We start from the raw sequence: 22,848 nt of genomic DNA, 5'->3' as shown, positions 1-22,848 counted from the left end.
ACAAGCTCATATATATATAGAAAAACCATAGGTGGCGACTGCGATGATTCAGCATATTTATGAGCATTATCACATGCATGTTAAAGAATTAATCCCCCTTGGCCCCTATAAAAGCTTTTGGATTCGTAACAAAATTTATGTACTTGTTCCAATTGGAGAAATGGAGGAAGAAGTACTTGTAGAGATGAAAAAGCTCAGTGATTATATGAACCAGCAAGGGGATATAACTGTTGCGACTTTCGTTCCGACTATACACGGTTACTATGTAAGTGAGATAGAAGAAAAAAATTACTGCTTATTAAAAGGTATGCGCGCGTTAGAGCGACATGCTATATCATTAGGCAGCGAGCTTTCTATATTTCATAAACGTGGTGCATTCTTTCCAGAAGAAATCGAGCAATTAAGCCGCATTGGTGAATGGAAGGCATTATGGGAAAAAAGGCTCGATCAATTAGAAAGGTTTTGGCAATCACAAGTGATGAATCACCCTACAGATGTATTCGATCAATTGTTTATCGAATCCTTCCCGTATTACTTAGGAGTTGCAGAAAATGCAATTCAGTACGTTGTCGATACAGAGATGGATGATACACCGCAAATGAGTGATGCGGCAACAATTTGCCAAGAACGCTTTACACCTTTATTATGGCATCAAACGAAGCGTCTAAAACTGCCTTTTGAGTGGGTGTATGATCACCCAACTAGAGATATAGCAGAATTGATTCGCTATATGATGATAGAAAAAAAGAAAGACTGGGAGCAAACAATCGTTCAATTTGTTACAGATTATGAACGGAATTATTCGCTATCCTCATTTGGTTGGCGCTTATTATTTGCAAGGCTTCTGTTCCCGCTCCACTATTTTGAAACAGTCGAACGATATTACCAAACAGGAAACGAAGAACAAAAAAGCATATATAGAGATCGCTTAGAAGCCATTTTACATGATGTGAACCGCTCCGAGCAATTTATGAGGCATTTTTATGGCTCACTTCGTTTACCAATTGATAAGTTAGGGATTCGGAAATTAGATTGGCTATCTTAAAAATATAAAAAAGAGACCGAGTGAGGTCTCTTTTTTATATACCACAATTGTATGTAATACATTATGCCCCTACTTGTTGATCTGCACATATATTTAAAATGAATTGATGTCTTTCGATTTTTTCATTTACTTTACTCAATAATTCTTGCTGGATTTCTTTAAATAAAAATTGATAGCTCGCATTCCATGTCGGTATAGCGGATGAAAGGTCTAATAAATATTCTTTTTTCTTTTCTAGTTCTTGAATTGTTAAAAAAGTGTTCCCCATTTTTGGCATGTGTCGTCCCCCTATGTTTTTTACTTTATATGTGTGAACGATTCACTATATAGTATCAATTATCGCATTTTTTGAGAAGGATTTCCAATTTTGTTTTATGATGTTAAACCAGAATAGTTATGTGAATAAAAAAAAGAGACCAATTTTGGTCTCTTTTTAGCAAGCGATTCTGAACGAGCCGCCTCCGCTTTTAGTAATATCCAGCTCCAGCGGCTAGAACAGTCGGCCATTTCGCGCCTTCCTGTGAGGCAAAAAGCGCCTCTTCGTCAGGAGCTCCAATGACCTCCTGTTCTGAACGAGCCGCTTCCGCTTTAAATTAAAATACTTGTTCTACTTCGATAACGCCTGGTACTTCTTCAAGTAACGCGCGCTCGATACCAGCTTTTAGTGTGATTGTAGAACTTGGGCAGCTTCCGCATGCACCCATAAGGCGTAATTTTACGATACCTTCTTCAATGTCTACTAATTCAACGTCTCCGCCATCGCGAAGTAAGAATGGACGTAATTTATCTAATACTTCTAGTACTTGTTCTTGCATATGTGGGTTTTCCATTTTTATCGACTCCTTTCATCAGTTTTATTATAATCAAGATAGAGGGGAAAATCTATTTTTTCTGTTCTTGTTTTATTGCCGAAATATTTTATCATGTTTATAACGTGTTTTTTCAGTATAGGGGTATGGAATAAGTTTGTAAAATGATGTGCTTATGTAATAAGACATCTGAATATACTGTTAGAACAAGAAGTGGGGGAGAAGAAATGGTTAATGTGCAAGTGTATGGGACGAAAGTAATTTGTGCGAGCTGCGTTGGAATGCCATCTTCAACAGAAACGTTTGAATGGTTACAAGCGGCGATTGGTCGTAAATATGAAGGACAAGAAAATAAATTTAATTTCGAGTATATTGATTTTCAAGAAGAACAAGAAGATGAAGATAAAAAAGCATTCGCAGAGCGCGTAGTGGAGGAAGATTTATTCTATCCAGTCGTTCTTGTAAATGGAGAAATTGTTGGAGAAGGAAACCCTCGTTTGAAGGATGTTTACGAAGAAATCGAGAAATATTTATAAAACAAGAAGTCTTTGCAAATTAGCAAAGGCTTTTTTTAATGGAGGGATAGATGTGGAGAATGGAGTAAAACATGCTCTACCAGAAGAAGTAAAAAAGTTAATGGGGCAGTACATAGCAGAATTAAAAGAGATTTTTTTAGATGAAAAAATAGTTGGGGTATACGTTTACGGATCTATTGCGCTAGGAGCATTTCATATAGAAACGAGCGATGTAGATTTTGTTACGGTAATAAGTGATTCTGTGAATGAAGCTGAAAAACAACAACTTGTAGAACTACATAAGAAACTTAGTAGTAGTACGTTAGGGAAACGAATGGATGGCATGTATATTCCGCTCGCTGATTTAGGGAAATACAATGATGCAATGAACGAGTATGTATATTGCGCAGAGGGAAAAGCGGCTATTGGTTATTGGGACATTAATGCAGTCACGTGGTGGACATTAAAGAACGAAGGCATTACAGTGATGGGGAAAGAGGCAGGGGACCTTCCATTTCAAATAAAATGGGACGATGTAGTACAAACAATGAAATATAACGTCGAGCATTACTGGAGTGAAAAAGCGAAGCGCCCCTATTTATTTTTCATAGAAGAATGGGTAGAATCGGCTGTCGTTACGATGGGGCGTATTTTATATACACTAGACCATAAAACAATCGTTTCAAAAGATAGAGGATTACAATACTTGTTAGAGCGTTCAGCAAAAGAATGGGAACTTTTATTAAAAGAAGTAGAGCGAATGAAGCAAAATCCAAAGGAAAAGAAGAAACTCTCTGTTTGGAGAAGAGCGGATATGACGAAGAGGTATTTGCTAAGTTTGATTGAAGAGTGTAGAGAGAAATGGTAGGAAAGAACAAGGATAATACGATATGGGGTATTATTAGAAAACAAATAAATTACTCGTTCCATGGGGCATTCATTTATTAAACAATTTGTTTTATTTACTAGTAAATTTTCAACTATAAAAAGACGCCTTTTTGAAAAGGGCGTCTTTTTATTTTGTAGCAGATAGAAAAGGTAATACGAAATATGGATAGTTTCATGTGAAACATTCTTTATTACAAAATGTTTAACTTAGTGTATTAAACGTATCATTCATAAGTATTCTAATATATTTAAAAGTAAAATGGAATAAGAAACGGGTAATTGTCGGAATATATTCGATTTCCGTTCACTTTTGTGAAATATATGTCTTTTTTGTTAGATTCCTTCGTTTTGTACATATACAATAAAGTTATATAGAAATAAGAGAAGGATGATGTACGTGAAGGACACTGTTTTACAAGAAACAATTTCTACGCAAGATTTACATAAAGTTGTTAAAAAGAATACAGCTTATTATGACTTTAAATGGGGCAAAGTAGAAAATCCAGCGCAAGGGAATACGTGGAACTGGGTAGCATTTATATTTCCACATTTTTGGTTAGCGTATCGTAAAATGTATAAGTTATTTATTATACTTACATTACTGGCGATACCTACTTTAATTATAGCTACTTTTATTGATATACCAATGTGGATAGATTTTATCCTATATGCTGGAACGATGCTATTTACTGGATGGCAAGGAAATCGATTGTATTATAAGCATGTTATCCGTATTTTACATAAGGTAGAAGATGTGCCTGAGTATAAGAAAGAGTATTATTTACAATCAAAAGGTGGCGCTCATATCGGGCTTATGATTGGTTTACAAGTGATAGTATTTGTATTGTTTGCAGGTGCTAGTTTCGGTTTATCTTATGTACCAACTGAACCTAATATTAAAAACGTTGTTCGCTTAAGTCTTGAAGGAGAAGCTTTAGAGTCTATCGCAGACAAACCAAATTGGAAGTATGTAAAGAAAGAACAAGATTATGACGTAGTAGAATTTACTGGTTATGATTATGAAGAAAAAAAGAATGTGAAAATTAAATTCGCTGTATATTTAAATGATGATTACTTTGAATGGCAAGAAATTTATTTAAATAATAAAAAGTTAAGTGAAGAAGAAGCAGAAGAGTATCAAATTTATGTTGAAGAAAATATGTGGTTTTTCTAGAGAGAAACTCGATTAGTTGGAAAAGAAGAATCTTGTGAAGGTTCTTCTTTTTTACTGGAAACACCATATGAATTGAAATTTTGTAAAATACAATAAAAAATGAGAATTTGAGGTAGGCTTGTCAATAACGTGAGACTGTGGCACTATAAAGAAATGCTATACAAATTTTATTTATCGAGATGTAAACATCAATTTTGATTTTTACGTATAAATAATGAACGGAGGAAATAAATTTATGGCTACTTTACCAAATTGTCCAAAATGTAATTCAGAATATACGTATGAGGATGGCGTTCTTTTCGTATGTCCAGAATGTGCTCATGAGTGGGGCCAAGAAGCAGAAGCTGAAAATAATGATGGTGCAAAAGTTGTAAAAGATGCGAACGGAAACGTTCTTCAAGATGGTGATGCTGTTACTGTCATTAAAGATTTAAAAGTAAAAGGAACGTCTTCAGTTGTGAAGATCGGTACGAAAGTAAAGAGCATTCGTCTAGTTGATGGCGATCACGATATTGATTGTAAAATCGACGGTTTCGGAGCTATGAAGTTAAAATCACAGTTCGTTAAGAAGGCGTAAGTAAAAAGAGGAGGCGAGTAGCCTCCTCTTTTTTATTGTCATTTTTTGTCGGTAAGTCGATATTCCTTGTCGAATCGCCGATATAATGTGAGTTACGATCGATATATTTGAAAAATCGCCGATATAATGTGAGTTACGATCGATATATTCGAAAAATCGCCGGTATAATTTCATTCACCGAGAACTGTGCATCATTTGCTGAGCGAGAGGTACGATTCACTTCGCACCATAATCTACTTCTTTCAACTGACACCGTTTATTAAAGAACGTTTTATATCCGAGCTGCAAGAAGATAATGACAGCGAAAGCGGTACTTCCTGAAATGCCGAGTATGATGGCGATTTGATATTGGATGGCTGTGAACGGTGATACACCGGATAATATTTGACCAGTCATCATGCCTGGTAGGCTTATAATTCCCATTCCGACCATAGAGTTGATTGTTGGTAAAATGGCAGAGTCAAAGGCGTCCCGAATGAGCGGAGCAGCTGCTTCTTTCGGTGTTGCGCCGAGCATAAGTGCTCCTTCAATTTGCCCTCTTTGCGATTTCATACTGTTTAAGAACGTATTTGCACCGAGAGAAACACCTGTCATCGCGTTTCCAACTAACATTCCGGTAATCGGAACGATATATTGCGGCGCATACCAAGGGTCGTGCCCGATAATAACAAAGATAAATAGTAGAAGTGGCCCAATTGATCCGGCGACCATGGAAAGGGCGGCTACTCGTTTTAATTCTTTCGACATTGGGATGTTGACTCGTTTATAAATATTAAAAATTGCAAAGGTAGTAATAGAAGTAATAAGAGCAATTGTATAAAATGGATTACTATTTTCAAATACGTATGTAAGAACATAGGCAACAAGTACGAGCTGAATCGTCATACGGAATGTTGCGAGCGCGATTTGTTTTTCGCGAGGTATTCCCTTTAATTTTACAAGCCCGATTAAAATAAGAATGAAAATATATGCAGCGGCAAGTTGCCAAATTTGGAGTTCAATAACGCCCTTCAACGGAGAGCACTCCCTTTCTAATTGCACCGTTTGTTTTACTAATTTCAATAATATCGTCTGCAATTTCTTCTGGAAGTTGTTGTGAGTGTGTGATGAAGATAACTGTTTTTTTCTTTTCTCTTGCCAGCGTAGAAAATTGTTTCATAACGCGGCGTTCTGTATCACTATCTAGCGCAGAGGTTGGTTCGTCTAATAAATAGACAGGTGGATCCATAAGTACAATACGTGCAAAAGCAAGTCGTTGTTTTTCCCCGCCTGATAATGAATTAGCGTTGTCTTCTAATTTTTTTTCTAAGCTAACAGTCGTTAATGCGCTTCGCAGGGCATCATCATTTGGAAAGGGTTTTTCAGAAAGACGGAGTCCCATTAATAGATTATCTTTAATCGTGCCATCAAAAATAGGTGGAGTTTGCCCAAGCATGACTACGTCCCGTCGTAATTGAATAGGGGGATAATCAGAAATTAATTTTCCGTTATATTCAATTGTACCGGATGTTGGAGATTGCAAATCATTTAGCATGCGGAGTAATGTACTTTTTCCGCTCCCGCTTTCCCCGATAATACATGTGATTTTTTCTTTTTGAATCTGTAAATAAGGAATACTTAGTATATCTCTATATGTAATGTCTTTTAATATAAACATAAATTGCTCCTTTCTGATTCTAGTTATATCGTATCAAAAAAGAGAGAGAAATAGAAAAATAAGGTTATAAAGAGCAACGTTTCTTTTTCGTTTTAATCTCTAGTAACAAGTTAAGTAAGCGATCCAATTCTTGGCTGAAAGAAATTACTTTATCATGAGTGAATCCGTACATTTCAACAAGATAGACCAATTCTTTCTTCTTCATTTCTATTCGATCGTTGAGTTTCGTTACATTCATAAGTGAATTGTAATGCCTCCTAAAAAAGTATGTATTACATAAAAAAATAAGACCGAATGAATTCGGTCTTAACGGAAATAATAAAACAACTTATAAATAGCATACACTTTTCATTCGTAGTTTTTAATATAAAAATGAAAAATAAAACATGATTCATGTTGAGAAAAATATGTCTGATAATTATTTTTCATGGATGCAAAGAGGCTGCCTACGTAGTAGACAGCCTTTAAAATATTAACCTTTATGATGTTTGTACATCCAAAGAAGACCGGATTTTAATAATCTCGGTACACGCCCCATTAATGGTTGGTTTGCTAGTAAACCAAATCCGTGTTTTTTGCCGAGAGAACCGAGAACACCTTTTAATTTTATAACAGGTAGTTCATCAGGAAGTGGCTCATTATTCCAACGTTTTAATAATATTTGGACAATTTGCTCTCCTTGACCTTCAGCAAGCTGAGCAGATGGTGCATGTGGAAGTGCTGCACAATCTCCTACAACGTAAACGTGCTCGTTATTTGGAATATTGTGATATTTTGTTAAAACAACCCGTCCGCTACCATCTTGTTCAACTGGAAGGTTTCGAACAATTTCATTTGCTTGAATACCAGCTGTCCAGACGATTGCATCACATTCAAGTGGCTCATCGTGGTTGTATACAATATTTGGTTCTACTTTTGTAATGTTAGAGTTTCGAATAATGTTAACTTTATGCTTTACAAACCATTCTTCTACGTATCTACTTAATTTCTCTGGATACGGGAATAAAATTCTATCTTTTCGGTCAAATAAATAGATTTTTAAATCCGAACGGCTTTCACGAAGTTCACTTGCTACTTCAACGCCACTTAAGCCAGCACCGACGACAGCTACTGTTGCGTTAGGTTCTAGGCTATTTAGTTGTTCATATGTCTTACGTGTTTGTTCAATTGATTGTAGACTGTGTGTATATTCCTTCGCCCCAGGAACGTTATGATATTTATCTTCACAGCCAAGTCCAATAATTAAATCATCATATTGGATTGCTTCGCCACCATCAAGATGAACAGCTTTTTCTTCGAGATCAATATTTGTTATTGTGCCGTATTGAATATTAAGGCGTGGGTGCTCAGGAAACGGTATGCGAATATGCGTTTCTGAAATTGTACCCGCTACTAATGCATAATATTCAGTTTTGAAACAATGGTATGGTACTTTGTCGATTAATGTCACTTGTACATCATCTGGAAGTTGGTTGCTTGGAAGTAGCCGTTGTAGAATTCTCATTCCACCGTAGCCGCCACCTAGTATTACGAGGTGTTTCATGATGGATTACCCCTTTTCTGTTGAAATATCCCCTAATCCTAAAATTTTATATTAATAAAATATTTCGACTTTACTCAATCAAATTATATCGAATTTGTGAACAAATAACAATGCATGAATGAATACTCTGTTGTACAATAAGAAGAAAAGTAAAGTAAACTGTTTTCCTTTTCTAGTTACTATTTCATTGCGGGGGCCGCAAAGCGTTGCCGTGAATATATTGATATAGAGAAGAATATTTACTTTGAAGTAAATCAGTGAAGGAATTGAATAGTTTAGTAAGTGTAACGAAAACAACGAGAAACAGCTTAGTTTTCTTCTTATAGATGTCAGAAGGTAATTTGTTTTGTAGTACAGGGGGGAGAATTTTGATTAAACCATTAATTGAATTTTGTGTAGGTAACCTGGCAAGTGGTTCACAAGCAGCTTTAGAGAAATTAGAAAAAGATCCTAATTTAGATGTAATGGAATATGGTTGTTTAGGTTATTGTGGTATTTGTTTTGAAGGACCATTTGCACTTGTGAATGGTGAAGTTGTACAAGGTGCGACAGTAGAAGAACTTGTAAATAATGTATATGATTATTTGGATGAAAATCCAATGTTTTAAGGTGTTGCGAATGAGCAGCGCCTTTTTCATTTTATTTTAGATAAAACGTTATTTTGGAGGGTAGATTAAGACTATAGATAAATAAAAAAAGGCCCTTTTAGAAGGGCTTTTTTCCTACACAATTTGTGTAAGAGTGGCTCATCGCCAAACGTTGTCAAATATGAGAAACGGGGGACATTCATATTGTGTTCTAAAAGCATGCATTCTATACTTAAAATAATAAATTATTTTTGGAGTGAATATAAATGAGCCAATTTTCTTTTACAAAAATGCATGGTCTTGGCAATAGTTATATATATGTAAATATGTTTGAAGAACAAATTCCTGAAGAAGATTTAGCTTTTGTGGCGGAAAAGGTTTCAAATATTAATACTGGTATTGGAGCAGACGGGATGATTTTAATTTGTCCGTCTGATGTAGCTCCAGTGAAAATGCGTATGTTTAATAACGATGGTTCAGAAGGCAAGAGCTGTGGTAATGGTTTGCGCTGCGTAGCGAAATATGCGTATGAGCATAAACTAGTAGAGGAAACAGTTTTCACAATTGAAACGTTAGCTGGCATTGTAACGGCGGAAGTAACGGTAGAAGAAGGGAAAGTTACATTAGCGAAAATCGATATGGGAGCACCACGTTTAACACGCGAAGAGATACCGATGCTCGGTGAAGGTGAAACACCATTTATTCGTGAAAACTTCTTATACAATAACCATCGTTATGCATTTACAGCTGTTTCAATGGGGAATCCACATGCGGTTATTTTTGTTGATGATGTAGAGAAAGCACCTCTTACAACACTTGGTCCAGTTCTTGAAACACATGAAATGTTCCCAGAGCGAGTGAACGTTGAATTTATCGAGATTTTAAACGATGAAGAAATGAATTTCCGCGTTTGGGAACGTGGCTCTGGTGTAACGCAAGCTTGCGGAACAGGAGCATGTGCTTCGGTTGTTGCTGCTATTTTGAATGGGAAGATGGAACGTGGTAAAGAAATTACAGTCCATTTAGCTGGCGGCGACTTAATGATTGCGTGGACAGAAGAAGGAAACGTGTTAATGAAAGGACCTGCGGAAGTAATTTGCCACGGAGTGTATGAGTACAAGATAGAAGCGTAAAGATGTATAATAGAATGAGAACAGAAAGGAAGGTGTATTTCATGATTGAAGTAACAGAACAAGCAGCTTTTCAAATTAAAGATATGTTAAAAGATGCTGAAGATGGAGAAAAGTATGTGCGCCTTGCTGTACACGGCGGCGGATGTAGCGGTCTTTCTTACGGCTTAGGATTTGAAGTAGAACCAAAAGAAGACGACACAGTTCTTGAGTTTTTCGGTGTTGAATTTGTTATTGATACAGAAAGTGCTCCCATTGTTAAAGGAGTAAAAATTGATTATAAACAATCTATGCTTGGCGGCGGATTCACAATCGATAATCCAAATGCAATCGCATCATGCGGATGTGGATCATCTTTCCGTACAGCATCGAATGCTGGTAAGCCGGAAGAGTGCTAAGATTTTAGTAGCAATAGAGAAAGACCTTTTTAGCGATGGAATACATCGTTAAAAAGGTCTTTTCTTTTGCTGTAAAAGCCCGATTCGCGAGGGCGGATTAAAGTTTCACTTTACCTTTGCATAGATGCAAGTATCAACTAGTTGTTTACCATCAGCTGAAAGATCTTCATTACGTAATATCCCTTCAAGCTCAAAGCCTAGTTTTTCAGGGATCGCACGACTTTTCGTGTTATTACATTCACATCGTATTTCAATCCTTCTAAATTTGAATAACTGAAATCCAAGGTTTGTTAACGCACGTACTGTTTCTGTCATATATCCACTGCCACTAAATTGCGTGTTAACCCAGTATCCAATTTCACCTTTAGAAACCTTCCAATTAATTCCGTGAAGGCTAGCAGTTCCAATAAAATCATGAGTCTCCTTATGATAGATAAGATAGCGAAAGCTTTCTCTTTTCAAAAAATCTATATGCGCATTTCTCAGGAGAACTTCCGTTTCTTCAACAGTAGGAATTGACTGAAATAAAGACAACCATTGCTTTAATTCACGAATTGAGTCTTTAATAGCTTCATGTACTACATTACCTTCACCAGCTTGAAGTGGTGCTCGAAGAATGAGTCTGTCTGTTTCTATTTGTAACGGAACATCTAATAAAATAGGATCCATATTATTTCTCCCCTCGAAAACTTTAAATTAGGACAGAATGAAACGTATGTAAAAAACTTTCGCTCAAAAGTTAGAGAACAATAAATATATATTCAATTCATCATTTAGAAATCCTTTTTCACATATTGAAAACGAAATCGCCAGTTGGTACAACAATGGCTACCGAAGCATACCTTAGGTTGTTCCACTAATGCATGCGTTAAAGGAGATTGCGTGATGAAATCCGTAACAAGTGTCGTGGCAGATGAAAGTGCAAAACAAAAACGGTATACAGAAATGATGAAGAAGTTTAATGAAGTTAGTAGCCAATCATCCGAGGTTAGAATGTGTACTCCTTCCAATTGGTGATGGAATGACGGTGTCTAGAGTGAAGCGATAATTATTATCTTACAAAAGTGTAATGTTCATGTCATGTTTTTGAATTTCTTCTTTGAGCCCCGGACTTTAAGATAAGAGTATAAGAAAAAACACATGAGGTGAAGGAAATGAAAAGATATATTGCACTTTTTAGTATTTTAGTTGTCTTTGCAAGTTTGTTAGTTGGTTGTGATATTAACCGTATGGGGAAAGATGAGTATTACGTTCAAATTACAGTAGATGGAAAAGAGTATAATGGTAAAGCTGATAATGGTCAGCCTTATAAAGATTACCAATATAAGCTAACTGGATTTGATAAAGAAGGTAAAGAGAAAGAATTAGAATTCACAGCTCAAAAAAACTTACGTAAAGAAGCATTCCTGCGTGTATATCATTCAGATAAAAAAGGTGTATCAGCTTGGGAAGAAGTGAAGAAAGACGAGCTTCCAGCGAAAGTGAAAGAAAAATTAGGCGTGAAATAAGACAGATAGAAAAGGAATTGACGAACAGGGTCAATTCCTTTTTTCGTTCTCAAAATCCTCTTCTGAAACCACTGTAAAGCCATGTCTTTTAAATAAAGCAGTTGTTACCCCGTAACCAGTTTGTTTATTACCGTTAAATTCCCCAGTGTAAATCGTAGTACTACCACAAGACGGGCTACGTTCTTTTAAAATAATATATTCCGGGTGTAAATCTTTAATTTGTTCTAATGCTTTATAAGCACCACGTACGAAAGCTTCTGTGACATCTTCCCCATCTTTTGTCATCACTTTCGCTTTTCCATCTAAAACGTCATCGCCATTCCCACCAATAATTTCAGCGGAAGGACGAGGCGTTGGTAATCCTCCTAATACTTCAGGACAAATGAGGACTGTATCTTCTTTTTGCAGAAGCTCCTCTATTTTTGAAACAAGATTGTCATTCCCGTCATACCGACAAGCGATACCACCTAAACAAGCGCTAATTACGATCATATTTTCATCTCCAGTAAAAAAATATTAACTATCACGCCAATTTTACTTCCTACCTCTTACTTATAAGTGAGGTGATATAAATGGGAAGCTTATATAATTTAATGAAACCATATAGTGAATTTCGAAGTAAAGAAGAGTTTAATACATATCAAAAACAAGTTTTGAAGTGCTATCGATTTCAATTGAATAAAACTGATTCTATCATTATTCATTTTTTAGGAAAGTATGCAGTGAATGAGAAACAAAAAACAGTAGGAGTTGCTTGTCCGTTAATGGAGACGATTGCGACGAATGTTGGAAAGAGTATTCGTACGGTGCGCCGCTCCATTGCAAAGTTAGAGGAATTAGGAATTATTAAGCGTGTTGCGACAAAAGAAAGACGTAAGCGCGGCGGGTATAGTGCGAACTTATATGTATTTCTTGCATCTGCGATTGACCGCATGGATGACCGTATGAAAATGTCCGCTTGTGAAAGTGAAGATGATGCAGCTGGCTGTAGCGGAAAGGAGCAAAAAAGCGAGGGGGAAACAATTCTTTCTAAAAACATTCCACAAATAAAAGAGAAGAGAAAAGGAACGTACGAGCTTGATGAGACGTACTGTCGTCATGATATACCAAAGCCTTTTATATACGCACTTGTGCCAATGACGAGTAATCCGAAGAAGATTAACATACTGTGGAGTAAGGTGGAGCTTGCTTATAAAAAGAGCGGGTTACTAGAGCAAGGTGTTTTACTGGAGCAAATATTAGCTGATGAAGAAGTGAACGGAAATTTCATTTGGCGTGTGAAAAGTGTTGTGAGGGCAGATAAATATGGGGAAATCCGTAAAGACATTGGGGCACTTTTATACAGTACAGTGAGAGATTTATTTTTAGAGGTTGGATTAGAGTGGGGAGCAGCATTAAGGAGAAGTAAGGGGATATCGCTGTTTGATCCATTTAAAAAAGAGCCATGCGTATAACACATGACTCTAATTAGCTAATCAAACTTCCTTACAACCGGAACACGAATCGCTACAAATAGTACGAAGACGATAACAGCGATTGCACCGCTTTTCATAACGGTTACGATTGGAATTCCTATTGCAAGCGCAATGGATGTGAATGCATAAGAGAGCGGAATAAAGCCCATTGATGATAGCATTAGTAAACTCATTACGCGTCCCATCATTTCTTCTTTTACTGTAGATTGAATCATTGCCATAAGCGGGACGATCGCCATTGCGATTGTAATACCGTAAAACATGCCGGCTAATAATGCTTGCCAAAGTACGGTGCTAAAGTTGATGGATAAGAAGAATACACCAGACAGTAGCATCATGATAATACAAAATAGACCACGTCTACGATTAATATTTTTTAATCCGACAATGACAGCGCCTATTGCCATTCCACCGCCTACAGATGCTTCTAAGTAACTAAACTGGAGCGAGTCACCGTGCAGAACGTTTTTAACAAATAGGGGGAAGCCGACTTGCATCGGACCGATTAAAAATAAGTTTAGAAAGGCGCTACAAATAAGGAAAGTTGAAAGGAAAGGTGATTCCTTTACATATAAGATTCCTTCTTTTATAGAAGTGAACATGCCTTTGTCTGTATCTTTTTGTTCTGATATCGTAAATTGTATTTTTTGAACGAGTATGGCTGCGACGATTAACAGCAAAATCGTAATTGAAAAGATTGTTTCATAGTTCGTAAATTTGATGAGAATTCCGCCAAGTACAGGGCCCAAGATGACCGATGCTTGGTTTGTCATTTGTGTAAGTGAATTCGCTTGTGTTAAACGGCTTTTTTCTACAAGTTCCGGCAGAATAGATCCGTCTGCGGACCAGAAGAAAGCATCAGCAAGTCCAAAGAATAAAGCGAATAAAGCAAATGTATATAGTGTTACATCACCAACGATAAACCATGTGAGAATGGTTGCGACAAGAATCGCTCGAATAATGTTGGAGTAAAACATTATGTTTTTTTTCGGGAATTTATCAGCTACAGCGCCGCCAACAATCATAAAAATAAGCCTTGGGACACTTAGAGCCACGAAAACAACACCGAGTGAAGCTTCAAGGTTTAATGTTTTTGCTATGTACCATGTTTGTGAAAATGTAAAAAAGGCTAAAGCAAAACTTGAAAAAAGGGTAGCTGCCCAAAGAAAAAGGAAATTCGTATTTTTTAATAGTGGTTTCGCATTTGCTTCTAAAGCAGATTTATTTTGTTGTAGTTCCTCCATATTGCTTCCTTTCTATGTGACAAATTTAAACTAAAAAACCTGTTAACAATCGTTTTATACAGTTTCTAATATTTCTATACTGCACTTTCTCATTGTAGACAATAATGTTGGATTTGCACAGTAGCTATTTAACGACAAAAAAAGATGCCGAAGAGGCATCTTTTTTAAGCTAAGGCGATATAAATATCTAATTGTACGTTATTTGGATCTACCGCTTTTTCATCATAAAGCTCAAAGTCGGTTGTAAAAGCGCGTTTATTTTCTTTCGACCATTGCCAAATATATTCCCAAGCCTCGCAAACAACTTCAGCAACTGGCCCTTTTCTCGTTGTAAATACCGCGTATGTAGCAGCAGGTATTGTTAAAGTTGTCATATTTTCAGGAACGTTTTCTAACGAAGAAACGGGCATACCAATTGTAAATTGATATACACCCGTTTCATCTGATTCGTAGTTTGAATAGAAAGCGAATGTTTCTTTCGTTTGTTGATTTGGGATGTGATGTATCATTTGTTCTTGGAAGTAGCGGTTCCACAGTTTTGGAATTTCTCCTTCAGTAGATGCCTCTTTTTCATTTGTCGTCGTAATTGAAACACCGATTGCTTGGAAAGCTTCTTTCTTTACGATAATAGGTTCTTTCATTTTATAATCCCCCTATAAACGAAACGTATGTTCTTATTTATTGTAACATATTTTGGAAGGGGAAGGTAGCGCGATAAAAAAGAACTCCTTTCATGTAAAAGGAGTTCTTTTCATTTCTATATTAAAACATACTTGAGCTATGCATCGGTTGAAGTTTTGCGTTTGGATCGAAGTAAGCTTTTGCATTGTTTACTGCTGTCGGTGCTTCACCAAAGCCGCAAGCAATGAGTTTTACTTTTCCTTCATATGTACAAATGTCACCAGCAGCATAAATACCAGGAATATTTGTCTCCATTTTCGAGTTCACGAGAATGCTGTTTTTTTGAATATCTAAGCCCCAGTTTTTAATTGGGCCAAGAGAAGAAACGAAGCCGTAGTTTACAATTACGTCATCAACATCGATAATAACTTTTTCTTCCGTTTTTACGTGTTGAAGAACGACTTGTTCAATTTTGGCATCACCAATGAGTTCAACTGGAACGTACGGTGTGCTTACTTCTGCACGAGAATTCATTAAGCTTTCTACACTATGTTCATGTGCGCGGAATTTATCACGGCGATGAACGATTGTAACTTTGTCAGCGATTGGTTCTAACATCATTGTCCAGTCTACTGCCGAGTCACCACCGCCAAATACAACGACGCGTTTTCCAGCGAATTTATTCATATCATCAACGAAATAATGTAAGTTTGTCTTTTCGTATTTTGCTGTACCTTCTAACTCTAAGCGACGTGGCTGGAAAGCACCATTGCCAGCAGTAATAATGACTGATTTAGAATAGTGAGTTTGTTTATTCGTAACAAGCTTGAATATACCGTCAGCTTGTTTTTCAAGCGTATCAACAGCTTCTTCTAAGCAAACGGTTGGATCAAACTTCTTCATTTGCTCTTTTAAGTTATCAACTAACTCTTGTGCACGCACTTTTGGAAATCCAGCTACATCATAAATGTATTTTTCAGGGTAGAGCGCGGATAATTGTCCTCCAAGTTGAGGTAAGCTTTCAATGATTTTGACACTTGCTTGTCTCATACCGCCATAAAATGCTGTGAATAGTCCTGTTGGACCACCACCAATAATTGTTATGTCGTAAACTTTTTGATTTTCTGCCACTTTCATTCCCCCTATAGATGGAATTTTAATATTGATTTCATATATTGTTCATATGTACACGAAAATCCTGCAAATGATGACACTTTCAAATAAATGATAGCATATTTGAGTTCATAATACTTCTGAAAACGACTGAATTGTGTGTAAGTTTTTGCATAGATGCTTTTGTAATTATATAAAATATAGGGAAAGGAAAATACATGAAAAAAAGGCTGAAAAACCCTTGAAAACGCTATGTTATTTTAAAATATTGATAATTCTCCAGACGCTTGAATTCTGGAATAAAACCGACTAATATAGGGTAGTGTTATGTTAAATTTCTATGACAAAATTCGTACGATTTTTTGACTGCGTTTTGTTACGATATAGAATGTGATAAATTCCACATTCTTGACAAATAGAGTTTTTAGTACTTGGTATTATTTTATTACTATTATATAAAGAAAAGGGTTGTGATTTGGTGAAGACTCCAAAAATCGTAGTTTTAGGTGCAGGTTATGGCGGAATGATTACGACTGTTCGTCTGCAAAAAGCATTATCTGTAAATGAAGCTGAAATTACGTTAGTAAACAACAACAGCTATCACTACCAAGCAACTTGGTTACACGAGAGCGCAGCTGGTACATTACAAGATGAAAAAATCTGTCTAGATATTCAAGACGTTATCGATACAAATAAAGTGAACTTTGTACAAGATACAGTAGTAGAAATTAAAGCTGCTGAAAAACGCATTATCTTAAAAGACGGCGAGTTAGAGTATGACTACTTAGTAATCGGTCTTGGTTTCGAATCAGAAACGTTCGGCATTACAGGATTAAAAGAGCATGCATTCTCAATTGCTAACATTAATGCAACTCGTCAAATTCGTGAGCACATGGAAGCTAAATTTGCTCAATATGCGACTGAACAACGCGATGAGTTAGTAACAATCGTTGTTGGTGGTGCTGGATTTACTGGTATCGAGTACGTAGGTGAGCTTGCGAACCGTGTTCCTGAACTTTGCAAAGAGTACAATGTACCACGTGAAAAAGCACGTATTATTTGTGTAGAAGCTGCTCCAACAGCACTTCCTGGTTTTGATCCAGCATTAGTAGAATATGCTGTAAAACAACTTGAGAAAAAAGGTGTAGAATTCCGCATCGGTACAGCAATTAAAGAAGCAACTGAAGAAGGTATTATCGTTGCAAACGGTGATGATACTGAATTACTTAAGTCTGAAACAGTGGTTTGGGCTGCAGGTGTTCGTGGTAATGGTATTGTGGAAGAGTCTGGCTTTGAAGCAATGCGCGGCCGCGTTAAAGTTGATGAGTACATGCACGCTCCAGGATACGAAGATGTATTTATGGTTGGTGACGCAGCGTTAATCATTAACGAAGAAATTAACCGTCCATACCCACCAACAGCACAAATTGCAATTCAACAAGGTTACAATATTGCACACAACTTAACTGTGTTAGTTCGTGGCAAAGGCGAAATGAAAACATTCGCATTCGACAATAAAGGATCAGTATGTTCTTTAGGTCATGACGATGCAATGGGCGTTGTTATGGGCAAAAAATTAACAGGTTGGAAAGCTTCTTTCATGAAGAAAGTGATCGATAACCGTTACCTATTCTTATTAGGTGGGCCTTTATTAGTTCTTAAAAAAGGTAAATTGAAGTTATTTTAATATATAGTAGAAAAAGCAGAAACGGCTATGAGCTGTTTCTGTTTTTTTGTATAATACACCTTTTCGATATAGGAATAAAAAATAATTGCGTTTCCGAAGAAAGAAAATGCAGATTCGCAAGACCACTGTTTCGTTTCCTTCGTACTTCCTTTTCCTTCTATATAATTCTTTAGCAAATAGTTGTAATTCATCGGATACAGAAATAGACATACAAAAACGCCATCCTTTCTTATGATTTTACAGAAAGAATAGCGTGTTTTTTCATTTTAGCGGCGATTTTGTTCAACTGGAAAAGATAGCCGAAATATTAAAGTATCTTTACACTGATTTCACCATCGCTCTACTGAATATCAAGTTCACTGTAATAACGATGACTGCACCGATAAGGGTTGCAAATACACGGTCAAACAGAATGCTAGAATGAAACGGCTTGCCGGCTTCCATAATCAAAATAATGAGCGGAATCATGGTTGCAGAGTATACAAGATAATTTCGAACCTTTAGAAGAGGTCGAACACTTGCGAATAGCCCGATACTTATAACTAATCCCCAAATTGGTAGACTCGTTGCGAGAAGCAAGCTCGCAACAATCACACCGATTACTGTACCAAGCACTCGTTGTGTTGTTTTGATTGGAAAGAGTTCTATTTTCCGCTGAGTAAGGATTGCTACGGTAATTGCAATCCAATAGAAGTGGTGCTCGGGCCAAAGTATTCGCAATCCCTCAGCTATACCTAGACATAATACGAGCCTGATTGGGAATTGCCAACTGGATAGGTGTGCAAGAGAATGCCACCATAGAATGATTTTTTTCGATGTTGGCTCTTTCACAGCCCCGTCCAGCGATGATTTAAAACAACGGTGTACCCATATGCCTAGCACCAAGCTGATACTGCCGGTCCAAATGGCCCCTGCTAAGATTGAAAAAATTAGTTCCATCCGGTACTCCGTCTGGTCGAACATGTTGAGGATGATGATTAGGAATATGACAAAGCGTGTTGTTGCCACCGCCAAGGCGCGACTATATCCGCCAATTAACGCAGCAAAGCTGACTAGCAGGAGCAAGACACCGAATGTCAGAGAGCCATGTCCGAAAGAGAGAACAGCAGCAATCGCAGCGAGCGTTACTGATATGAGTGCTGACGCCAACTTTTCCCCGTGATTTATAAAACTCGAACCGACTTTCACGCTACTGACTGCCAAACTGCCGATCGATGCAACAAAACCAAGATCAGGATAGCCTAGAACTGTGGCGAACAGAACAGGTCCGGCCATACCTATGCCGGCAGAAATGAGTTCTACTATTTCTACTTTGTCCTTTTTAGACCAAGAAAACAGTTGAGCTCTATATATCTTTGCATTCATCTATAGCACCTCTTCCGACCCAAAGAGTAGGGCACAGTTTAATAATAGGCTCTTTCTTTAATCCATGGACATGTGGTGATACCTATGTCCATCAGGCTGATATTTTGAAGTATCCCCAAAATGAAAGTTTTATCTTTCCAGAGTTAGTTATAATAATTCAGCTTATTCTTTTTCGATATGGGGAAATGCCAATTTTTTAAGTTGATGGCAATGGTGCATTACCCTAAGAAAGGAAAAGTCACAGTGTACTTAAAAATATAGTATAATATATAAAAAAGAAAGAATATTCTGTTCTCTCTAGTGGAGGAGGTTGCATCATGGGGAAGCGCGGGAAAGTATGGTTAGCTGTTAGTGGCTTAGTAGCTACAAAAGATGGCAGGTGGCTATTCGTTAAGAAGAAATACAGTGGATTAAAGGGGAAATGGTCGTTACCGGCTGGTTTTGTGAATGAAGGTGAGACGGTTGATGAAGCTGTGAAGCGTGAAGTGTTAGAAGAGACAGGCATTGTCGCTCACGTGAAGGGAATCATTGGTGTTCGATCGGGCGTTATTCGTAATGAGATTAGTGATAATATGATTATTTTCCTTTTGGAGCCTGAAGGAGAAACTATTATTGTGCAGGAGAAGGAATTGTCTGAAGTAGCGTTTTTACATCCAGAGACTATAGCAGGCGATCCAAATACGTCTGTACTTATTCAATATTTGTTAGAAGGAAGATCAGAGCTACATCTTGAAATGGACAAAACATTAAATCCAGGAGAGCAATTTGGTTATACGGCCTATCACGTATTTACGGCGCATGCGAAGGAGAGGGAGAAGAAGTGAGTATACCGGTACTACTTATTTCAATGATGCTATTCTTTATTTTGTTTTTTGGAATTGGATTTTTACTAAATATGATATTGCGAGCTACATGGGTAATGGTTATTGTGTATCCGATTGTTTGTATGCTCATTATTAATAAAGCGAGTGTGTGGGATTACTTTTCAAAGCCAAAAGAAACATTTTCTTCATTTGGGACAAGTGTATCGCACTTAGGACAAGCAGATGTATTTATTTTATCTACTGGATTAGTAGGAGCTGCTTTAGCGGGAATCGTCATTAAGAAACTTCGGAAAAGTGGATATCAAATGTTTTAATCTCCAATTCGCTTGGGGATTATTTTTTTGCATATTCCTTCATCGTATAGGGAATGATTAACGATGAAGGAGTGTGGAATATAAAAATGTTAAAACGATATTGTATTCGCATTATGATGACTTGTTTACTTGTTTCCGCATTATGCGTAACATGGAATGCTTTCACTGGCGTTTCTTTATTAGAGATTGTAAAGAAATATGAGGAAACGAGTGCAAAAGAAGTACATGCAGCAGAAATGAAGAACAATGTTGCTCCGAGTAAAGAAGTGATAAATGCTTTAGAACAGGCAAATGACTGGTCTAAATATCGTACAATTGAAATGACGGCAACGGGTTATACGTCAGGAGTGGAGTCAACTGGTAAGAGTCCGGGACATCCGGAGTATGGTATTACATATTCAGGTGTGAAAGCGAAACGGGATTTATATTCGACAATCGCTGCGGACTTACGCGTATTCCCGATTGGAACGATTCTATTTGTGCCAGATTACGGGTATGGGGTCGTTGCCGATAAGGGCGGTGCTATAAAAGGAAACCGTCTTGATTTATATTATGATACGGTGAAAGATGTTTATAGCCAATGGGGTAAGAAAAAGGTAAATGTATACGTAGTGAAAATAGGAAATGGTAAGTTTACAGAAGAAGAGTTAACGATGTTAAATGAAGACGAAACGATGCAAGTGTTTCGAGGGCAATATTTAAAGCAAAGATAGTCTAGTGGGAATAGCACTAGACTTTTTTTCTTTTCATATTTCATAATAGAAGGAATTGGATGGGCATGGATGTTACATGTCACAAAATAGAAGTTAGAATTGTCGCATTTTATCGAAAATAAAGTTATAATACAGGTAGAGTAGAGAAATTTAGGGGGTCTGAACATGTTTCAAGTACAAAAAGAATTAGCAGGTCATGAAGCGGTAATTGTTGCTTTATTTGAAGAAGATAAAACGAGTAGTTTTGTACAAGAATTGGATAAGGCGTTTGAAGGGCAATTACAAGTTTTATTAGAAGAAAAAGAACTTTCTACGAAGAAAAAAGCTATTTCAAAAGTACATAGTTTAGGGAAAACAAATGTGAAACGTTATTATTTCGTCGGTTTAGGTAAGAAAGAGTCTTACACGACAGAAACGTTACGTGCAGCTCTTGGTAAGGCGTTTAAAACACTGCAAGCAGCAAAAGTACAAGATGCAGCAATCTTACTAGATTCTTTCGTAACAGAGAAATTGGATGCGATTGATGTAGCTCATATTGCGGCAGAAGTACAAGGCCTTGGTACATATGAATTGCAAACGTATAAAACAGATAAAAAGGATTATGTAGAGCTAGAGAAGTTCACGGCTATTACAGCGGAAGATGCACAAGAAATTGAAGCAGCATTAACAGTTGGATACGTACATGGACGTGCAACAAATTCAGCTCGTACACTTGTAAATATGCCGCCAAACGTATTAACAGCGACGAAACTTGCTGAGTATGCTGTTGAATTAGCGGAAAAATATGATATGGATTATAAAGTTCTTGAGAAAGAAGAGATGGAAGATCTTGGTATGGGTGCATTACTTGCAGTAAACCAAGGTAGTACAGAGCCACCGAAAATGATCGCCCTTATTTATAAAGGAAAAGAAGAGTGGACAGATGTAATTGGATTTGTTGGAAAAGGAATTACATACGATACAGGTGGTTATTCTTTAAAACCACGTGAAGGCATGGTAGGTATGAAAGGTGATATGGGCGGTGCAGCTGCTGTTTTAGGCGCGATGGAAATTATCGGAGAACTTCGCCCAGAGCAAAACGTGATTGCTGTTATTCCTTCAACTGATAACGTTGTAAGTGGTACAGCATTTAAGCCAGACGATGTGATTACATCTATGAGCGGAAAAACAATTGAAGTATTAAATACAGATGCAGAAGGTCGCTTAGCGTTAGCTGACGGTATTACGTATGCGAAAAAACTTGGTGCAAACTACCTTATTGATGTTGCAACATTAACAGGTGGTGTAATTGTTGCCCTTGGAAATCATACGACAGGTGCAATGACAAATAATGAAGAACTATTTGAACAAGTGTTAGAAGCTTCTATGGAAACGGATGAGCCAATTTGGCAATTACCGATTTTTGAACGCGATAAAGAACGTGTGAGAAATAGTAAATTTGCTGATTTAAATAACTCACCAGGCCGTGAAGGGCATGCAGTGATGGCGGGTACATTCCTAGGTGAATTCGCAGAAGATACACCTTGGGTACATTTAGATATCGCTGGAACATCTGAAACAACAGGTGCGCATGATTTAGGACCGGCTGGTGCAACTGGTGCAATGGTACGTACACTTGCAACACTTGTTGAACGTTTCGAGGAAGAATAAGATTATGTAAG

At 37.1% G+C, this 22,848-nt stretch carries 27 protein-coding genes and 2 pseudogenes; 17 read left to right on the top strand and 12 right to left on the bottom strand.

Translation table 11 applies throughout. The features are described from left to right. Positions 1-43: 43 nt before the first annotated feature. Positions 44-1,045 carry a spore coat putative kinase YutH gene (yutH, locus tag ACQKNI_RS12930; protein ID WP_088232140.1) on the top strand — a complete coding sequence of 334 codons (1,002 nt, stop codon included), beginning with the start codon at positions 44-46 and terminating at the stop codon, positions 1,043-1,045. Positions 1,046-1,106: 61 nt separating this feature from the next. Here yutH and ACQKNI_RS12925 read toward each other — a convergent pair whose 3' ends face one another. Beyond that, entirely contained in the window at positions 1,107-1,322 is a 216-nt protein-coding gene (locus ACQKNI_RS12925; protein WP_088232141.1) for a carbonic anhydrase, read from the bottom strand. A gap of 316 nt (positions 1,323-1,638) precedes the next feature. Further along, a complete protein-coding gene (locus tag ACQKNI_RS12920; protein ID WP_000431159.1) occupies positions 1,639-1,875 on the bottom strand; it encodes a NifU family protein in 237 nt (78 codons plus the stop codon). A 206-nt stretch (positions 1,876-2,081) separates the two neighbouring features. Between ACQKNI_RS12920 and ACQKNI_RS12915 the strand changes: the two genes are divergently transcribed. From ACQKNI_RS12915 to phnA, 5 genes and pseudogenes are all read left to right on the top strand, one after another. Then, complete coding sequence (locus tag ACQKNI_RS12915) at positions 2,082-2,390, top strand: YuzD family protein (protein ID WP_000248590.1); 309 nt, start codon at positions 2,082-2,084, stop codon at positions 2,388-2,390. Beyond that, positions 2,359-3,237 carry a nucleotidyltransferase domain-containing protein gene (locus ACQKNI_RS12910; RefSeq protein WP_098841354.1) on the top strand — a complete coding sequence of 293 codons (879 nt, stop codon included), beginning with the start codon at positions 2,359-2,361 and terminating at the stop codon, positions 3,235-3,237. Before ACQKNI_RS12915 ends, ACQKNI_RS12910 begins: the two co-directional genes overlap by 32 nt. Before the next feature lie 37 nt (positions 3,238-3,274). After that, positions 3,275-3,355 (top strand): annotated as a pseudogene (locus ACQKNI_RS12905) (CPBP family intramembrane glutamate endopeptidase); the annotation flags it as partial. Between the two features lie 293 nt (positions 3,356-3,648). Continuing rightward, positions 3,649-4,431 (top strand): DUF2628 domain-containing protein, encoded by a 783-nt coding sequence (locus ACQKNI_RS12900; RefSeq protein ID WP_170952779.1) that lies wholly within the window; start codon positions 3,649-3,651, stop codon positions 4,429-4,431. 235 nt (positions 4,432-4,666) lie between these two features. Continuing rightward, positions 4,667-5,008 (top strand): alkylphosphonate utilization operon protein PhnA, encoded by a 342-nt coding sequence (phnA, locus tag ACQKNI_RS12895; RefSeq protein ID WP_000212737.1) that lies wholly within the window; start codon positions 4,667-4,669, stop codon positions 5,006-5,008. A 216-nt stretch (positions 5,009-5,224) separates the two neighbouring features. Here the strand turns inward: phnA and ACQKNI_RS12890 are convergent, their stop codons facing one another. The 4 genes from ACQKNI_RS12890 to ACQKNI_RS12875 form a co-directional block, all read right to left on the bottom strand. After that, positions 5,225-6,022 carry an ABC transporter permease gene (locus tag ACQKNI_RS12890; protein ID WP_088232143.1) on the bottom strand — a complete coding sequence of 266 codons (798 nt, stop codon included), beginning with the start codon at positions 6,020-6,022 and terminating at the stop codon, positions 5,225-5,227. Continuing rightward, the gene (locus ACQKNI_RS12885; protein WP_088232144.1) at positions 6,006-6,665 is read right to left on the bottom strand and encodes an ABC transporter ATP-binding protein; all 660 of its coding nucleotides are present in this window, start codon (positions 6,663-6,665) and stop codon (positions 6,006-6,008) included. Before ACQKNI_RS12885 ends, ACQKNI_RS12890 begins: the two co-directional genes overlap by 17 nt. 64 nt (positions 6,666-6,729) lie before the next feature. Further along, entirely contained in the window at positions 6,730-6,903 is a 174-nt protein-coding gene (locus ACQKNI_RS12880) for an aspartyl-phosphate phosphatase Spo0E family protein (protein WP_088232145.1), read from the bottom strand. Positions 6,904-7,137: 234 nt separating this feature from the next. Continuing rightward, positions 7,138-8,208: an NAD(P)/FAD-dependent oxidoreductase gene (locus ACQKNI_RS12875; protein WP_088232146.1), complete on the bottom strand. Its 1,071-nt coding sequence runs from the start codon at positions 8,206-8,208 to the stop codon at positions 7,138-7,140. Between the two features lie 368 nt (positions 8,209-8,576). Between ACQKNI_RS12875 and ACQKNI_RS12870 the strand changes: the two genes are divergently transcribed. From ACQKNI_RS12870 to ACQKNI_RS12860, 3 genes are all read left to right on the top strand, one after another. Next, complete coding sequence (locus tag ACQKNI_RS12870; RefSeq protein WP_000595025.1) at positions 8,577-8,816, top strand: YuzB family protein; 240 nt, start codon at positions 8,577-8,579, stop codon at positions 8,814-8,816. A 245-nt stretch (positions 8,817-9,061) separates the two neighbouring features. Beyond that, entirely contained in the window at positions 9,062-9,928 is an 867-nt protein-coding gene (gene dapF, locus ACQKNI_RS12865) for a diaminopimelate epimerase (protein ID WP_088232147.1), read from the top strand. Positions 9,929-9,969: 41 nt separating this feature from the next. Then, positions 9,970-10,323, top strand: coding sequence for a HesB/IscA family protein (locus ACQKNI_RS12860; RefSeq protein WP_000573825.1), 354 nt, complete (start codon positions 9,970-9,972; stop codon positions 10,321-10,323). 105 nt (positions 10,324-10,428) lie between these two features. On the opposite strand, the gene ACQKNI_RS12855 is transcribed toward ACQKNI_RS12860, so the two are convergent. Beyond that, positions 10,429-10,992 (bottom strand): GNAT family N-acetyltransferase, encoded by a 564-nt coding sequence (locus tag ACQKNI_RS12855; RefSeq protein ID WP_088232148.1) that lies wholly within the window; start codon positions 10,990-10,992, stop codon positions 10,429-10,431. Between the two features lie 237 nt (positions 10,993-11,229). Here ACQKNI_RS12855 and ACQKNI_RS12850 point away from each other — a divergent pair. Together ACQKNI_RS12850 and ACQKNI_RS12845 are read left to right on the top strand one after the other, a co-directional pair. Further along, a pseudogene (locus ACQKNI_RS12850) lies at positions 11,230-11,371 on the top strand (methyltransferase); the annotation flags it as partial. 106 nt (positions 11,372-11,477) lie between these two features. Next, positions 11,478-11,831: a YxeA family protein gene (locus tag ACQKNI_RS12845; protein WP_088232149.1), complete on the top strand. Its 354-nt coding sequence runs from the start codon at positions 11,478-11,480 to the stop codon at positions 11,829-11,831. A 30-nt stretch (positions 11,832-11,861) separates the two neighbouring features. Here the strand turns inward: ACQKNI_RS12845 and ACQKNI_RS12840 are convergent, their stop codons facing one another. Beyond that, positions 11,862-12,323 (bottom strand): DUF523 domain-containing protein, encoded by a 462-nt coding sequence (locus ACQKNI_RS12840; protein ID WP_088232150.1) that lies wholly within the window; start codon positions 12,321-12,323, stop codon positions 11,862-11,864. An 80-nt stretch (positions 12,324-12,403) separates the two neighbouring features. On the opposite strand from ACQKNI_RS12840, the gene ACQKNI_RS12835 reads away from it, so the two are divergent. Further along, entirely contained in the window at positions 12,404-13,285 is an 882-nt protein-coding gene (locus tag ACQKNI_RS12835) for a helix-turn-helix domain-containing protein (protein ID WP_088232151.1), read from the top strand. Positions 13,286-13,302: 17 nt separating this feature from the next. Here ACQKNI_RS12835 and ACQKNI_RS12830 read toward each other — a convergent pair whose 3' ends face one another. From ACQKNI_RS12830 to ACQKNI_RS12820, 3 genes are all read right to left on the bottom strand, one after another. Further along, entirely contained in the window at positions 13,303-14,550 is a 1,248-nt protein-coding gene (locus tag ACQKNI_RS12830; protein WP_088232152.1) for an MFS transporter, read from the bottom strand. A gap of 164 nt (positions 14,551-14,714) precedes the next feature. Beyond that, the gene (locus ACQKNI_RS12825; RefSeq protein ID WP_088232153.1) at positions 14,715-15,191 is read right to left on the bottom strand and encodes a GyrI-like domain-containing protein; all 477 of its coding nucleotides are present in this window, start codon (positions 15,189-15,191) and stop codon (positions 14,715-14,717) included. 121 nt (positions 15,192-15,312) lie between these two features. Then, the gene (locus ACQKNI_RS12820; RefSeq protein ID WP_427282420.1) at positions 15,313-16,302 is read right to left on the bottom strand and encodes an NAD(P)/FAD-dependent oxidoreductase; all 990 of its coding nucleotides are present in this window, start codon (positions 16,300-16,302) and stop codon (positions 15,313-15,315) included. Between the two features lie 460 nt (positions 16,303-16,762). Between ACQKNI_RS12820 and ACQKNI_RS12815 the strand changes: the two genes are divergently transcribed. After that, positions 16,763-17,971 carry an NAD(P)/FAD-dependent oxidoreductase gene (locus tag ACQKNI_RS12815; RefSeq protein WP_140417453.1) on the top strand — a complete coding sequence of 403 codons (1,209 nt, stop codon included), beginning with the start codon at positions 16,763-16,765 and terminating at the stop codon, positions 17,969-17,971. 318 nt (positions 17,972-18,289) lie between these two features. Here the strand turns inward: ACQKNI_RS12815 and ACQKNI_RS12810 are convergent, their stop codons facing one another. Beyond that, a complete protein-coding gene (locus ACQKNI_RS12810; RefSeq protein ID WP_088232157.1) occupies positions 18,290-19,336 on the bottom strand; it encodes an FUSC family protein in 1,047 nt (348 codons plus the stop codon). 317 nt (positions 19,337-19,653) lie between these two features. On the opposite strand from ACQKNI_RS12810, the gene ACQKNI_RS12805 reads away from it, so the two are divergent. From ACQKNI_RS12805 to pepA, 4 genes are all read left to right on the top strand, one after another. Beyond that, positions 19,654-20,160 (top strand): NUDIX hydrolase, encoded by a 507-nt coding sequence (locus tag ACQKNI_RS12805; protein ID WP_088232158.1) that lies wholly within the window; start codon positions 19,654-19,656, stop codon positions 20,158-20,160. Beyond that, a complete protein-coding gene (locus ACQKNI_RS12800) occupies positions 20,157-20,474 on the top strand; it encodes a YuiB family protein (protein ID WP_000027019.1) in 318 nt (105 codons plus the stop codon). Before ACQKNI_RS12805 ends, ACQKNI_RS12800 begins: the two co-directional genes overlap by 4 nt. Positions 20,475-20,560: 86 nt before the next feature. Next, positions 20,561-21,187: a 3D domain-containing protein gene (locus ACQKNI_RS12795; RefSeq protein WP_140417455.1), complete on the top strand. Its 627-nt coding sequence runs from the start codon at positions 20,561-20,563 to the stop codon at positions 21,185-21,187. Between the two features lie 165 nt (positions 21,188-21,352). Then, a complete protein-coding gene (pepA, locus tag ACQKNI_RS12790) occupies positions 21,353-22,837 on the top strand; it encodes a cytosol aminopeptidase (RefSeq protein WP_088232160.1) in 1,485 nt (494 codons plus the stop codon). Positions 22,838-22,848 lie beyond the last annotated feature (11 nt).

The organism is Bacillus sp. NPDC094064 (genome assembly GCF_050279585.1).
Taxonomy (GTDB): domain Bacteria; phylum Bacillota; class Bacilli; order Bacillales; family Bacillaceae_G; genus Bacillus_A.
The sequence above is the reverse complement of the archived record's forward strand: the minus strand, read 5'-3'. Positions and strand labels throughout refer to the sequence as shown.

Coding starts and splice junctions, on each gene's coding strand:
- yutH (WP_088232140.1), top strand. CDS start 44: ATGATTCAGCATATTTATGAGCATTATCACATGCATGTTAAAGAATTA.
- ACQKNI_RS12925 (WP_088232141.1), bottom strand. CDS start 1,322: ATGCCAAAAATGGGGAACACTTTTTTAACAATTCAAGAACTAGAAAAG.
- ACQKNI_RS12920 (WP_000431159.1), bottom strand. CDS start 1,875: ATGGAAAACCCACATATGCAAGAACAAGTACTAGAAGTATTAGATAAA.
- ACQKNI_RS12915 (WP_000248590.1), top strand. CDS start 2,082: ATGGTTAATGTGCAAGTGTATGGGACGAAAGTAATTTGTGCGAGCTGC.
- ACQKNI_RS12910 (WP_098841354.1), top strand. CDS start 2,359: ATGTTTACGAAGAAATCGAGAAATATTTATAAAACAAGAAGTCTTTGC.
- ACQKNI_RS12900 (WP_170952779.1), top strand. CDS start 3,649: ATGTACGTGAAGGACACTGTTTTACAAGAAACAATTTCTACGCAAGAT.
- phnA (WP_000212737.1), top strand. CDS start 4,667: ATGGCTACTTTACCAAATTGTCCAAAATGTAATTCAGAATATACGTAT.
- ACQKNI_RS12885 (WP_088232144.1), bottom strand. CDS start 6,665: ATGTTTATATTAAAAGACATTACATATAGAGATATACTAAGTATTCCT.
- ACQKNI_RS12880 (WP_088232145.1), bottom strand. CDS start 6,903: ATGAATGTAACGAAACTCAACGATCGAATAGAAATGAAGAAGAAAGAA.
- ACQKNI_RS12875 (WP_088232146.1), bottom strand. CDS start 8,208: ATGAAACACCTCGTAATACTAGGTGGCGGCTACGGTGGAATGAGAATT.
- dapF (WP_088232147.1), top strand. CDS start 9,062: ATGAGCCAATTTTCTTTTACAAAAATGCATGGTCTTGGCAATAGTTAT.
- ACQKNI_RS12860 (WP_000573825.1), top strand. CDS start 9,970: ATGATTGAAGTAACAGAACAAGCAGCTTTTCAAATTAAAGATATGTTA.
- ACQKNI_RS12855 (WP_088232148.1), bottom strand. CDS start 10,992: ATGGATCCTATTTTATTAGATGTTCCGTTACAAATAGAAACAGACAGA.
- ACQKNI_RS12845 (WP_088232149.1), top strand. CDS start 11,478: ATGAAAAGATATATTGCACTTTTTAGTATTTTAGTTGTCTTTGCAAGT.
- ACQKNI_RS12840 (WP_088232150.1), bottom strand. CDS start 12,323: ATGATCGTAATTAGCGCTTGTTTAGGTGGTATCGCTTGTCGGTATGAC.
- ACQKNI_RS12835 (WP_088232151.1), top strand. CDS start 12,404: ATGGGAAGCTTATATAATTTAATGAAACCATATAGTGAATTTCGAAGT.
- ACQKNI_RS12830 (WP_088232152.1), bottom strand. CDS start 14,550: ATGGAGGAACTACAACAAAATAAATCTGCTTTAGAAGCAAATGCGAAA.
- ACQKNI_RS12825 (WP_088232153.1), bottom strand. CDS start 15,191: ATGAAAGAACCTATTATCGTAAAGAAAGAAGCTTTCCAAGCAATCGGT.
- ACQKNI_RS12810 (WP_088232157.1), bottom strand. CDS start 19,336: ATGAATGCAAAGATATATAGAGCTCAACTGTTTTCTTGGTCTAAAAAG.
- ACQKNI_RS12805 (WP_088232158.1), top strand. CDS start 19,654: ATGGGGAAGCGCGGGAAAGTATGGTTAGCTGTTAGTGGCTTAGTAGCT.
- ACQKNI_RS12795 (WP_140417455.1), top strand. CDS start 20,561: ATGTTAAAACGATATTGTATTCGCATTATGATGACTTGTTTACTTGTT.
- pepA (WP_088232160.1), top strand. CDS start 21,353: ATGTTTCAAGTACAAAAAGAATTAGCAGGTCATGAAGCGGTAATTGTT.